General features: G+C 65.6%; 10 protein-coding genes. 2 read left to right on the top strand and 8 right to left on the bottom strand.

The features are described 5' to 3' along the window. The first annotated feature begins 111 nt into the window (after window positions 1–111). Together E8F12_RS29265 and E8F12_RS29260 are read left to right on the top strand one after the other, a co-directional pair. The gene (locus E8F12_RS29265; RefSeq protein ID WP_280328701.1) at window positions 112–1,794 is read left to right on the top strand and encodes a methyl-accepting chemotaxis protein; all 1,683 of its coding nucleotides are present in this window, start codon (window positions 112–114) and stop codon (window positions 1,792–1,794) included. A gap of 194 nt (window positions 1,795–1,988) precedes the next feature. After that, the gene (locus E8F12_RS29260; RefSeq protein WP_280328700.1) at window positions 1,989–3,056 is read left to right on the top strand and encodes an AI-2E family transporter; all 1,068 of its coding nucleotides are present in this window, start codon (window positions 1,989–1,991) and stop codon (window positions 3,054–3,056) included. A 96-nt stretch (window positions 3,057–3,152) separates the two neighbouring features. On the opposite strand, the gene nuoN is transcribed toward E8F12_RS29260, so the two are convergent. The 8 genes from nuoN to nuoG are packed head-to-tail and all read right to left on the bottom strand — an operon-like array spanning window position 3,153 to window position 13,098. After that, window positions 3,153–4,616: an NADH-quinone oxidoreductase subunit NuoN gene (gene nuoN / locus E8F12_RS29255; RefSeq protein ID WP_280328699.1), complete on the bottom strand. Its 1,464-nt coding sequence runs from the start codon at window positions 4,614–4,616 to the stop codon at window positions 3,153–3,155. 7 nt (window positions 4,617–4,623) lie between these two features. Next, window positions 4,624–6,150: an NADH-quinone oxidoreductase subunit M gene (gene nuoM / locus E8F12_RS29250; RefSeq protein WP_280328698.1), complete on the bottom strand. Its 1,527-nt coding sequence runs from the start codon at window positions 6,148–6,150 to the stop codon at window positions 4,624–4,626. A 25-nt stretch (window positions 6,151–6,175) separates the two neighbouring features. Further along, window positions 6,176–8,023, bottom strand: coding sequence for an NADH-quinone oxidoreductase subunit L (nuoL, locus tag E8F12_RS29245; RefSeq protein ID WP_280328697.1), 1,848 nt, complete (start codon window positions 8,021–8,023; stop codon window positions 6,176–6,178). Continuing rightward, window positions 8,020–8,328 (bottom strand): NADH-quinone oxidoreductase subunit NuoK, encoded by a 309-nt coding sequence (gene nuoK / locus E8F12_RS29240; protein WP_280328696.1) that lies wholly within the window; start codon window positions 8,326–8,328, stop codon window positions 8,020–8,022. Before nuoK ends, nuoL begins: the two co-directional genes overlap by 4 nt. 4 nt (window positions 8,329–8,332) lie before the next feature. After that, entirely contained in the window at window positions 8,333–8,833 is a 501-nt protein-coding gene (nuoJ, locus tag E8F12_RS29235) for an NADH-quinone oxidoreductase subunit J (RefSeq protein ID WP_280328695.1), read from the bottom strand. 10 nt (window positions 8,834–8,843) lie between these two features. Then, on the bottom strand, window positions 8,844–9,392 hold the full coding sequence (nuoI, locus tag E8F12_RS29230) for an NADH-quinone oxidoreductase subunit NuoI (protein ID WP_028628751.1): 549 nt from the start codon (window positions 9,390–9,392) through the stop codon (window positions 8,844–8,846). Window positions 9,393–9,403: 11 nt separating this feature from the next. Beyond that, the gene (gene nuoH / locus E8F12_RS29225; RefSeq protein WP_280328694.1) at window positions 9,404–10,393 is read right to left on the bottom strand and encodes an NADH-quinone oxidoreductase subunit NuoH; all 990 of its coding nucleotides are present in this window, start codon (window positions 10,391–10,393) and stop codon (window positions 9,404–9,406) included. Then, window positions 10,390–13,098, bottom strand: a complete 2,709-nt coding sequence (gene nuoG, locus E8F12_RS29220; RefSeq protein WP_280328693.1) for an NADH-quinone oxidoreductase subunit NuoG — start codon at window positions 13,096–13,098, stop codon at window positions 10,390–10,392. Before nuoG ends, nuoH begins: the two co-directional genes overlap by 4 nt. Window positions 13,099–13,150 lie beyond the last annotated feature (52 nt).

Raw genomic sequence — 13,150 nt, 5'->3', positions numbered from 1 at the left:
GGCGCGAGCTTCATCTTTTCGACCAAAGGGTCGCTTAAGCTCGAAGCGGGGTTGCCGATACACCGGTAACCCCGTCTCGCTTTCTGCGCCCAGCCTTCCGAGGATTGCTCGATGCGTTTGACCCTGAAGACCAAAGTCCTTCTGCTGGCACTGGTGCCGGTGATCCTCTTCGCGCTGGTGCTGTCCGGTGCGGTGACCCAGGTGCTGCACGGCCTGGCCGAAGAGGAGGTGAAGAACACCCGCGAGCGCCTGGTGCAGGAAAGTCGCCAGAAGCTGCAGAGCTACATGCAGATCGCCCTGGGTTCGGTGCAGCCGCTCTATGACGCCGCCGCCTACGGCGATACCACCAGCCGCGACCAGGCCATCGCGGTCCTGTCGAAGATCAAGTACGGCAACGACGGCTACTTCTTCGGCTACGACTCCCAGGTGGTCCGTCTCTTCCGTGGCGACAGTCCGGTGGATGTCGGCAAGAGCTTCACCGGCCGCAAGGACCCCAACGGCGTGGCCGTGAACGATCGCCTGGTGGCAGTGGCCAAGGACGGTTCCAACTACGTGGAATACAGCTCCTCGATGCCAGGCAACGAGAGTGCGCTGGTGCCCAAGCTCGCCTACAGCTATTACCTGCCGAAGTGGGACCTGGCCCTGGGCACCGCAGTGAACCTGGATGGCGTGGCCGCCCAGGTGGCCAAGGTCGAGGCCGAGATCGACGAGCGCGTCAGGACCATAGTCAGCAGCGTACTGGTCATCGCCGCCGTGCTGCTGGTGATCCTCGGTGTGGTTGGCCTGGGCCTGGCCAACGCACTGGTGCGTCCGCTGCAACGGATCAAAGCCAACCTCGACGACATCGCCGCCGGCGACGGCGACCTGACCCACCGCCTGGTGGTGGACAGCCATGACGAGCTGGGCGAACTGGCCGGCTCCTTCAACCGCTTCGTCGAGAAGATCCATGGCCTGGTGCGCCAGATCGTCGACATGACCGGCCAGCTCACCGGCCTGGTGGGCGAGGTGGCGGCCCAGGCGCAACGCTCCGAACAGGCCATGGAGCGCCAGCGCCACGAAACCGACCAGGTGGCCACCGCGATCAACGAGATGTCCGCCGCCGCCCATGAAGTGGCGCGGAGCGCCCAGGGCGCGGCCGAAGCCGCCCAGCAGACCGATCAGGAAGGGCAGGCGGCCAAGCAGGTGGTGGATGGCAGCATCAGCCGCATCCATGCCCTGGTGGGTGATATCCGCAGCAGCGGCCTGTCCCTGGATAGCCTGCAGCAGGACGTGCAGTCCATCGTCAGCGTGCTCGGCGTGATCCGCTCCATCGCCGAACAGACGAACCTGCTGGCCCTGAACGCCGCCATCGAGGCGGCCCGTGCCGGCGAGGCCGGGCGCGGCTTCGCCGTGGTCGCCGACGAGGTGCGCGCCCTGGCCAGCCGCACCCAGCAGAGTACCCAGGAAATCCAGGGCATGATCGACCGCTTGCAACAGGGCACCCAGGACGCCGTGACCGCCATGCGCCGCTCCAGCGACGCCGGCGATACCACCAGCGCCCAGGCCAACCAGGCCGGTGCTTCCCTGGACGCCATCGCCGGGCTGATCGGCACCATCAACGCGATGAACGCGCAGATCGCCAGCGCCGCCGAAGAGCAGACGGCCGTGGCCGAGGAGATAAACCGCAGCGTGCACCAGATCGCCGTGGCCGTGGACAGCGTCGCCGAGGAAACCCGCCATGGCGCCGACACCGCGCGCAGCCTGGCGCGCCTGGGGGATAGCCTGGGCGGGTTGGTGAAGCAGTTCAGGATCTGATCGGCGCCGGGCTTCGATGAATGCCCGGCCGCCCCCAACGTAGGAGCGAGCTCTGCTCGCGAACCGCTTCGCGAGCAGAGCTCGCTCCTACATGCTTCAGCACCATGCAATGGCGGGGGCGCGAAAACACTTCGCACTTTCCCAGGCACCCCGCGGACTAACCCAGTAGGTCCTCCACAGCCCGCGACCCCGCCATGGCCTCTCAGCGCCAACTGGAAAACCGCACCCTGATCCTCCTGCTGGTGGTGGTATCCCTTGCCTTCTGCTGGATACTCCTGCCGTTCTACGGCGCCGTGTTCTGGGCCGTGGTGCTGGCGGTGATCTTCTCCCCTCTGCAGCGCGAGCTGGCTCTGCGCCTGGGTGGGCGCGGCAATCTTTCGGCGATGATCACCCTTGCCATCTGCCTGTTGGTTGCGGTGCTGCCGGCCCTGCTGATCTGCCTGCTGCTGGTGCAGGAAGGAGCGGACTTCTATCACCGGGTCGAGTCCGGCGAGCTGGATATCGGCGCCTACGTCAACCAGTTCAAGGACCTGTTGCCGAATTTCCTCCAGCGCCAGCTGGACCGCCTGGGGATCGGCAACGTCAACGGCCTGCGCGATCGCATTGTCGGCGGCATGCTGCAGGGCAGCCAGTTCCTCGCCACCAAGGCGTTCGCCATCGGCCAGAACACCTTCGAAGTGGTGGTGAGCTTCTTCGTCATGTTCTACCTGCTGTATTTCTTCCTGCGCGACGGCCTGGACCTGGCGCGTAACGTGCGCATGGCAGTGCCCCTCGGCGAGCAGCATAAGCGCCGGCTGCAGATCAAGTTCACCCGCGTGGTGCGCGCCACGGTCAAGGGCAGCCTGGTGGTCGGCATCTGCCAGGGTGTCCTTGGCGGCCTGGTGTTCTGGGTGCTGGAGATTCCCAGCCCGGTGTTCTGGGGCGTGATGATGGCCTTCTTCTCCCTGCTGCCGCTGGTGGGCGCCGGGATGATCTGGGGGCCGGTGGCCCTGTTCCTGGTGATGGAAGGCGCGATCTGGGCGGGCGTGGGACTGGCGGTGTTCGGCATCCTGGTGATCGGCCTCGTGGACAATGTGCTGCGCCCCATCCTGGTGGGTAAGGACACGCGCATGCCCGACTACCTGGTGCTGATCTCCACCCTCGGCGGGTTGGCACTGTTCGGCCTCAACGGTTTTGTCATCGGCCCGCTGATCGCCGCGCTCTTCGTGGCGAGCTGGGACCTGTTCACCGAGACGCGCGGCAAGGTGCAATTGCCGCCGTGAGCCACGAAAGGGCGGGCGCACCGGCGCCACCCTGGAAAACACCCGCCCACAAAAAACCCGGCGCCTGGCCGGGTTTCTTGTTTCTGCAGTGCTGCCTCAGTTGGCCAGGGCCACCAGGCCGGAGTGATGGACCAGGTCCAGCAGCGGCTGCGGGTAGACGCCGAGGAAGAAGGCCAGCAGGGCGACGAACAGCAGCATGATGCCGCCGGCGCGCTGGGCCCAGTGCAGTTCCGCGTCGTGGCGGCGCAGGTTGGGCTCGACCAGGAACAGGGTCACCATGACGCGCAGGTAGTAGAAGATACCGATCGCGCTGCCCAGGACCAGGGCGCCCAGCAGCCACCAGAGGCCGGATTCGACGCCGGCGGCAATGACGAAGAACTTGCCGATGAAGCCCGCGGTGAGCGGGATACCGGCCAGCGACAGCATCATCACGGTGAGCACGGCGGTCAGGTACGGACGGCGCCAGAACAGACCGCGGTACTCGTACAGGGCGTCGCAGTCACGGCCGCTGTAAGGCGTGGACATCAGGGTCACCACGCCGAAGGCGCCGAGGCTGGTCAGCACGTAGGTGGCCAGGTAGACGCCGATGGCTTCCACGGCCAGGCCCTTGCTGGCGATCAGCGCCACCAGCAGATAGCCGAAGTGGGCGATAGAGGAGTAGCCCAGCAGACGCTTGATGTTGTTTTGCACCAGAGCCAGCAGGTTGCCGAAAAGAATGGAGGCGATGGCGATCACCGTCAGCAGGTCGTTCAGCCAGCCGCCGGCAGTGGCCGGGGAGAGCTGGTACAGGCGCAGCAGCACGGCGAACACCGCGACCTTGCTGACAGTGGCCAGGAAGGCGGCCACCGGCGCCGGGGCGCCTTCGTACACGTCCGGGGTCCAGAGGTGGAAGGGGACCAGGGACAGCTTGAACGCCAGGCCGATCAGCATCATGCCGATGCCCAGTTGGGACAGCACGCTGGAAGTACCGGCAGCGGCCAACTGGCTGAAGCTCAGGCTGCCGGCGTCGGCGTAAAGCAGTGCCATGCCGAACAGCAGGAACGCGGAGCCGGCGGCCGAAAGCACCATGTACTTGATGCCGGCTTCCAGAGAACGCTTGTTGAAGAAGGCGTAAGCCACCAGGCCGAAGATCGGTACCGAGAGCAGTTCCAGGCCGATGAACAGGCCGGCCAGGTGCTGCGCGGTGACCAGCACCAGGCCGCCGGCGGCGGACAGGAGGATCAGCAGGTACATCTCTTCGCGGTTGCCCGGGTAGCCCTTGCCCGAATCTCCGCCCAGGTAGGCGTGGATCAGGGTGACGCAGGCGAGGGTGCCGGCCAGGACCAGGGCCATGTAGTAGGCGCCGAAGTTGTCCACCATCATCAGCGGGGTCACTTCCAGCGGGGCGACCTTGAGGGCTGGGAGGATGGAAACCAGGGCCAGGTTGAGACCGATGACCGAGAGGCCGAAGGTCCAGGAGTGGTGCCGCTTCCAGGCGATGGCCAGCATGACCACGACAATGGTGGCGCAGGTGACCAGCAGCGGTAGGAGGGCGATCAGGTGTTGAGTCGTGAATTCCATAACCTACTTACCGGGCGACGAGTTGATTGACGGCGGAGTCCAGCCACTGGTGCACGCCATGCATGGTCGCAGCAGAGGTATCCAGCACCGGTTGCGGGTAGATGCCGAGCAGGACCAGCAGGCCGGCGAGACCCAGGACCATGACCAGTTCGCGGTAGCGAAGGCCTTCGTAGGTGTTTTCGTTCTTCGCCGGGCCGAAGTAGGCGCGGTGGATCATGATCAGCGAGTAGACCGAGCCGAACACCAAGCCGGTGGAGGCCAGCACGGCGATCCACGGCACTTGCTGGAACGCGCCGATCAGGATCAGGAACTCGCCGACGAAGTTGCCGGTACCCGGCAGGCCCAGGGCAGCGGCGGCGAAGAACAGGCTGACGCCGGGCAGGTAGGGCATGCGTGCCCAGATGCCACCCATTTCGCGCATGTCACGGGTGTGCAGGCGCTCGTACAGCTGGCCACACAGGATAAAGAGTGCGGCGGCGGAGAGGCCATGGGCGATCATCTGCACGATGGCACCCTGCAGGGCGATCTGGCTGCCGGAGTAGATGGCGATCAGCACGAAGCCCATGTGCGACACGCTGGAGTAGGCCACCAGGCGCTTGATGTCGGTCTGGGCGAAGGACAGCAGGGCGCCGTAGACGATGGCGAATACGCCGAGCCACTGGGCAATCGGCGCGAACTCGGCCGAGGCGTTGGGGAACAGCGGCAGCGCGAAGCGGATCATGCCGTAGGCGGCGGTCTTCAGCAGGATGCCGGCGAGGTCCACGGAGCCCGCGGTCGGGGCCTGGGCGTGGGCGTCGGGCAGCCAGGAGTGCACCGGCACTACCGGGAACTTCACCGCGAACGCGGCGAAGAAGCCGAGCATCAGCAGGTACTCGGTACCGGGCGCCAGTTCGGCCTTCAGCAGGTCGGCGTAGTTGAAGGTGAGCACGCCGGTGTTGCTGTAGTTCACCAGCACCAGGCCGAGGATGGCCACCAGCATGATCAGGCCGCTGAACTGGGTGTAGATGAAGAACTTGGTGGCGGCGTTGATGCGTGACTTGCCCTTGCTGCCACTATGACCCCAGAGCGCGATGAGGAAGTACATCGGCACCAGCATCATTTCCCAGAAGAAGAAGAACAGGAACAGGTCGATGGCGAGGAACACGCCGACCACGCCGCCGAGGATCCACATCAGGTTGAGGTGGAAGAAGCCGACGCGGTTCTGGATCTCGCGCCAGGAGCAAAGCACGGACAGCACGCCGAGCAGGCCGGTGAGGACGATCATCAGGATGGAGATGCCGTCCAGGGCCAGGTGGATGGTGATGCCGAAACGCTCGATCCACTGCACCTTGAACTCTTCTGCCCACACCGGATCGGAACCGGGGGCAGGGGCCAGGGTGAAGTCGCCGGTCGCCCACAGCCAGAGGCCGAGGACGAACAGCAGGGTCATGGTCAGCAGGGCGATCCAGCGGGGCAGGGTGGTGCCGAAGCGCTCACCTTGCCAGCAGAGCAGGCCGCCGATGAAGGGAATCAGGATTAGCCAGGGCAGAATCATGACGGGCTCAATTCCTTAAGTAGATTCAGGTCAGCAACACGGCGCCGAGCACGAGCACGGCCCCGCCGACTATGGATACGGCGTACCAGCGCAACTGGCCGGTCTGGCTGCGGCTGAGCGCGCTGTTGCCACCCCTTACCACGCGCGGGATCAGGCCGATGCTGCCGTCGATGGGATCGCGGCGGAGCAGGCGGCAGACCAGCAGGTAGGGTTTGACGAACAGCAGATCGTAGAGCCAGTCGAAGCCCCAGGCCGCGAACCACCAGGCACCGAGGAAGCGGCCCGGGGCGCTCTGGGCGACGGCGCTGACGAAGCGGCGCTTGCCGAGGAAGAGCATGGCGGCCAGCAGGATGCCTGCAAGGGCGATGGCGCCCGAGGCGATTTCCAGGCTGTGCTTGGCCTCGCCACCGGCATGGCCGATGCTTTCCGGCAGCACACCGGCCAGCGGCGGGGTGATCAGCGCGCCGACGAAGGTGGAAAGCACCAGCAGCACTACCAGCGGCAGGCTGTGGGCGATGCCGTGGCCGGCGTGGGCCTCGGTATTGGCCTCGCCATGGAAGACGATGAAGATCAGGCGGAAGGTGTAGATCGAGGTCAGGAAGGCGCCGGCCAGGCCCGCGTAGAGCAGGGCGGAATGGCCACTGGCGAAGGCTTCCCAGAGGATCTCGTCCTTGGAGTAGAAGCCCGCGGTGACCAGCGGCAGGGCCGCCAAGGCCGCACCACCCACCAGGAAGCAGGCGTAAGGCAACGGCAGCTTCTTCCACAGACCGCCCATCTTGAAGATGTTCTGCTCGTGGTGCAGGGCGTTGATCACCGCACCGGAGGCGAGGAACAGCAGAGCCTTGAAGAAGGCGTGGGTCATCAGGTGGAAGATCGCCGCGTCCCATGCACCAACGCCCAGGGCGAGGAACATGTAGCCGATCTGGCTCATGGTGGAATAGGCGAGGATGCGCTTGATGTCGGTCTGCACCAGGGCGGCGAAGCCGGCCAGGACCAGGGTCACGCCGCCGACGATGCCGACCAGTTCATGGATCTCCGGGGTCAGCAGGAACAGGCCGTTGGTACGGGCGATCAGGTAGACGCCGGCGGTCACCATGGTAGCGGCGTGGATCAGCGCGGAGACCGGGGTCGGGCCGGCCATGGCGTCCGCCAGCCAGGTCTGCAGCGGCAGCTGGGCGGACTTGCCCACGGCGCCACCGAGCAGCATCAGGGTGGCGACCCAGAGCCAGGCGTCACCGGCCACATACTTCTCGGGGGCCAGCTTCATCAGCTCCTGGATGTTCAGGGTGCCGAGGTGGAAGAACAGGATGAACAGGCCGATGGCCATGAACACGTCGCCGACCCGGGTGACGATGAAGGCCTTCAACGCCGCGTTGCCATTGGGCGTGTGCTGGAAGTAGTGGCCGATCAGCAGGTAGGAGCACAGGCCCACGCCTTCCCAACCGAAGTAGAGGAACAGCAGGTTATCGCCCAGCACCAGGAACAGCATGCTGGCGATGAACAGGTTGGTGTAGGCGAAGAAGCGCGAGTAGCCCTCGACGCCGCTCATGTACCAGGAGGCGAACAGGTGGATCAGGAAGCCGACGCCGGTGACCACGCCGAGCATGGTCAGGGATAGACCGTCCAGGTAGAGGGTGAAGCTGGGGGCGAAGCCCGCCACGCTCATCCACTGCCAGAGCGTCTGGGTGTAGACGCCGCCGGCGGGCGGATTGACGTTGAACTGCAAGATGATCCAGGCAGCGATCAGGGCAGAGAGGCCCACCGAGCCCACACCGATGACAGCGGAGGTGCGTTCGGAGAGGCGCCCGCGGGAGAAGGCCAGGATGAACCAGCCAAGCAGTGGGAACAGGCAAGTGAGGAATAGAAGGTTCATCCGCGCATCTCGCTGGCAGCGTCGATATCGAGGGTATGGAAGCGGCGGTACAGCTGTAGCAGGATCGCCAGGCCGATACTGGCCTCGGCGGCTGCGAGGCTGATCACCAGAATGAACATGATCTGGCCGTCAGGCTGGGCCCAGCGGGCGCCGGCGACCACGAAGGCCAGGGCGGCGGCGTTCATCATGACTTCCAGGCTCATCAGCACGAAGAGGATGTTGCGCCGTACCATCAGGCCGATCAGGCCCATGCAGAACAGCACGCCGGAGAGCGCCAGGCCGTGTTCCAGTGGGATTCCAGTCATGGCGTTACTCCTTTGCTTCGTGGCGGCCGAGGTGGAAGGCGGCGACCAGGGCTGCCAGCAGCAGCATGGAGGCCAGTTCCACGGCCAGCAGATAGGGGCCGAAGAGGGCGATGCCGACCGTCTTGGAGTCCACTGTCGTGTGGCCGATGGTGGCACCGCTGGCGTTGCCGAACAGCACATACAGCAGTTCGGCCAGCAGGGCGGCGGAGAGCAGGGCAGGGCCGGTCCAGATGCCGGGCTTGAGCCACTTCTTCTCCTGCTCGGCAATGGCCGGGCCAAGGTTCAGCATCATCACCACGAAGACGAACAGCACCATGATGGCGCCGGCGTAGACGATGATCTCCAGCGCGCCGGCGAAGGGCGCGCCGAGGGTGAAGAAGCACATCGACACTGCTAGCAGCGAGACGATGAGGTTGAGCAGGGCATGCACCGGGTTGGTGTTGGTCACCACCAGCAGGGTGGAGGCCACCGCCACGGCGGCGGCGAAATAGAAGGCGAATTCCACGCACGTCTCCTTAGGGCAGCAGGCTCTTCACGTTGATCGGCTCGGCCTCGTTCTGCGCGGCGCCTTTCGGCTTGCCGGCAATGGCCATACCCGCCACGCGATAGAAGTTGTAGTCCGGGTTCTTGCCGGGACCGGAGATCAGCAGGTCTTCCTTCTCGTACACCAGGTCCTGGCGCTTGAACTCACCCATCTCGAAATCCGGGGTCAACTGGATTGCGGTGGTGGGGCAGGCTTCTTCGCACAGGCCACAGAAGATGCAGCGGGAGAAATTGATGCGGAAGAACTCGGGGTACCAGCGACCGTCTTCGGTCTCGGCCTTCTGCAGGGAGATGCAGCCGACCGGGCAGGCCACCGCGCAGAGGTTGCACGCTACGCAGCGTTCCTCGCCATCGGGATCGCGGGTGAGGACGATGCGGCCGCGGTAGCGCGGCGGCAGGTACACGGGCTCTTCCGGGTATTGCAGGGTGTCACGCTTGCGGAAGGCATGGCCGAAGATCATCACCAGGCTTCGCAGCTGGGTGAAGGTGCCATGCACGACGTGGATGATTTCTTTGATCATGGTGTTTCTCCTTACTGGGCCGCCAGCACGAGCGCGCCGGTCACCAGCAGGTTGATCAGGGTCAGCGGCAGGCACACCTTCCAGCTGAAGGCCATCACCTGGTCATAGCGCGGGCGCGGGATGGAGGCGCGCAGCAGGATGAACAGCATGATGAAGAAGGCGGTCTTGAGCGCGAACCAGATGAAGGGGATCTGCGGCAGGATGCCGAACGGGCCATGCCAGCCACCGAAGAACAGGGTCACCAGCAGGGCGGAGATCAGCACGATGCCGATGTACTCGCCCACGAAGAACATGCCCCATTTCATGCCGGCGTATTCGATGTGGTAACCGTCGGCCAGTTCCTGTTCCGCTTCCGGCTGGTCGAACGGGTGACGGTGGGTCACGGCGACGCCAGCGATGATGAAGGTACAGAAGCCGAAGAACTGCGGAATGATGAACCACAGGTGCTGGGCCTGGTATTCAACGATGTCGCGCATGTTGAAGGAACCGACCTGGGCCACGATGCCCATCAGCGACAGGGCCAGGAACACCTCGTAGGAGATGGTCTGGGCCGAGGCGCGCAGGCTGCCCAGCAGGGCGAACTTGTTGTTGCTCGACCAGCCGGCGAAGAGCACCGCGTACACCGCGATGCCGGCCATGGCGAAGAAGAACAGGATGCCGATGTTCAGGTCGGCCACGCCCCAGGTGGGGGTGACCGGGATTACGGCGAAGGCGACCAGCAGGGCACTCATGGCGATGATGGGCGCCAGGGTGAAGATCAGCTTGTCGGCGAACGGCGGGGTCCAGTCTTCCTTGAAGAACATCTTGATCATGTCCGCGCCCAGCTGGAAGGCGCCAAAGGGGCCGACCCGGTTGGGACCGTAACGGTCCTGCCAGAGGCCCAGCAGGCGGCGTTCCACCCAGGACAGCAGCGCGCCGCTGACCACCACGGCCAGCAGGATGACGATGGCCTTGATGACGGCGATGACGATGTCGATCAGTTCGGGCGTCAGCCAGCTCATTGCGCGGACTCCTGTACGGCGGTGACGACGGCGCCGACGAAGGCGGCCGGGATGCCCGGCAGACCGACGGGCAGGCCGACCAGGCCGATGCCCATTTCTTCCTTGACGGCCAGCGGCAGACGCAGGGTCTGGCCGCCTACTGTCAGGGCGAGCAGGGCGCCGTCATTGACGCCGAGGCGGTCGGCTTCGTCCTTGGCCATGGCCACGTAGGATTGCGGGATGCGTTCCTGCACCGGCGCGGCGCGGGAGCTGTTCTCCTCGCTGCCGAACAGGTGGTACAGAGGCACCGCCTGCCAGGTGCCCTGGGCCGGATTGAAGGCGGCGTTGACGGCGAACCAGGGCAGTACCTTGCCCTCGGCCTCGATCAGGCGCACGCCCGGGTCGCCGGCGCGCAGGTGGCCGCCGACTTCGTCCTGGAACTTGTTCCAGGCCTGCGGCGAGTTCCAGCCCGGGGACCAGGCGAAGGGGATCTGCTGACGAGGCTCGACGCTGCCGGCATAGCCTTCCATGGAGAAGGCGAAGGGAGAGTCCTTGTCCTGCGGCTGGCGCGGCTCGTGCACGCTGATATCGGCGCGCATGGCGGTGCGGCCGCTGTAACGGTGCGGTTCGCGGGCGAGCTTCATGCCCTTGATGCGGAACGAGGCGCTCGGCGCGGCATCGCGGATGGCGGCGAGCTGCGGGCTGCTTTCGGCGCAGGCGGCGGTGACCTGGTCCAGCTGGGTCCAGTCCACGGCCTTGTCCTGCAGGGTGCTGTGCAGCGCGTGCAGCCAGCGCCAGCCTTCGCGGACCAGGATGCTGTCGTCGTAGTAGCTCGGGTCGAAGACCTGGAAGAAGCGCTGGGCGCGGCCTTCCAGGCTGACCAGGGTGCCGTCGCCTTCGGCGAAGCTGGCGGCCGGCAGCGCCAGGTGGGCGCGCTCGAGGGTGGCGGTCTGCTGGTGGTCGGCAACGATGACGACCTTGGCGGCGGCCAGGGCGGCGTCCACCTTGGCGGCGTCGGCGCGGCGGTACAGGTCGTTCTCGAGGATGACCACGGCGTCGGCCTTGCCGGAGGTCAGGGCCTCCAGTGCTGCGTCGACGGACTCGCCACCGAACAGGGCCAGGCCCAGGCTGTTGGATTCCGGCACCACCAGGCTGAGGGAACCGTTCTTCTCACGGTTCTTCAGGGCGCTGGCGATGTTGGCGGCGGCTTCGATCAGGGCCTTCTCGCCCAGGGATGCGCCGGAGACGACCAGCGGGCGCTTGGCGGCCAACAGCGCATCGGCGATGCGCTTGACCAGTTCGGCCGCTTCGCTGTCCAGGCCCTCGACGGCAGGGGCGCTCGGGTCGATGGCGTGGGCTACGGCGAAGCCGATGCGGGCGAGGTCGGCCGGGGCGGCGTGGACGCTTTCGGCGGCAACGTCATCCAGGCGGGTGGCGGTGACGCTGGCGATGAACAGCGGGTTCAGAGCGTCCTGGGCGACGTTCTGCACGGCGGCCATGTGCCAATCCTGGATCTTCATCGAGGCGGCGATGTCGGTGGCCTTGCCCTTGACGGCCTGGCGCAGGGCGAGGGCCATGCGGGCGGCGGTCTGGGTCAGGTCTTCGCCGAGGACGAAGATCGCGTCGTGCTTCTCGACGTCGCGCAGGGTCGGCACCGGCAGCGGGCCGTTCTGCAGGATGTCGCGGATCAGGCGCAGATTGGCCAGTTCGCTGGCGGCGATGCCGGAGTAGTAGTTCTCGGCGCCGACTAGCTCCCGCAGGGCGAAGTTGCCTTCCAGGCTGGCGCGCGGCGAGCCGATGCCGATCACGCGTTTGCCTTTCAGCAGTTCGGCGGCCTTGTCCAGGGCGCTGTCCAGGCTCAGCTTCTGGTTGCCCAGCAGCGGCTGGCGCGGGCGGTCTTCGCGGTTGACGTAGCCGTAGCCGAAGCGGCCGCGGTCGCAGAGGAAGTACTGGTTCACCGAGCCGTTGAAACGGTTCTCGATGCGGCGGATCTCGCCATAGCGCTCACCGGGGCTGATGTTGCAGCCGCTGGAGCAGCCGTGGCAGATGCTGGGGGCGAACTGCATGTCCCACTTGCGGTTGTAGCGCTCGGAGTGGGTCTTGTCGGTGAACACGCCGGTCGGGCAGACCTCGACCAGGTTGCCGGAGAATTCGCTCTCCAGGGTGCCGTCTTCGACGCGGCCGAAGTAGACGTTGTCGTGGGCGCCGTAGACGCCGAGGTCGGTGCCGCCGGCGTAGTCCTTGTAGTAGCGCACGCAGCGGTAGCAGGCGATGCAGCGGTTCATCTCATGGGAAATGAACGGACCGAGCTGCTGGTTCTGGTGGGTACGCTTGGTAAAGCGGTAGCGACGGGCGTTGTGGCCGGTCATCACCGTCATGTCCTGCAGGTGGCAGTGACCGCCTTCCTCGCACACCGGGCAGTCGTGCGGGTGGTTGGTCATCAGCCATTCGACGACGCTGGCGCGGAACTGCTTGGCCTCTTCGTCGTCAATGGAAATCCAGGTGTTGTCGGTGGCGGGGGTCATGCAGGACATGACGAGGCGACCGCGTTTGTCGTTCTCGTCGGTGTACTGCTTCACCGCGCACTGGCGGCAGGCGCCGACGCTTCCGAGCGCCGGGTGCCAGCAGAAGTAGGGGATGTCGAGTCCGAGGGACAGACAGGCCTGCAGGAGGTTGTCTGCACCATCGACTTCGAGCGTCTTGCCGTCTACGTGGATAGTGGCCATGGTTCAGTCTTCATCTGCCCGTGTGACCGGGCTTTGGCTAATGGAATCAGCA

It is taken from the genome of Pseudomonas sp. BN102, from assembly GCF_029871245.1.
Taxonomy (GTDB): Bacteria; Pseudomonadota; Gammaproteobacteria; order Pseudomonadales; family Pseudomonadaceae; genus Metapseudomonas.
Note: the sequence above shows the minus strand (reverse complement) of the source record. Positions and strands in the feature narration are given on the sequence as shown.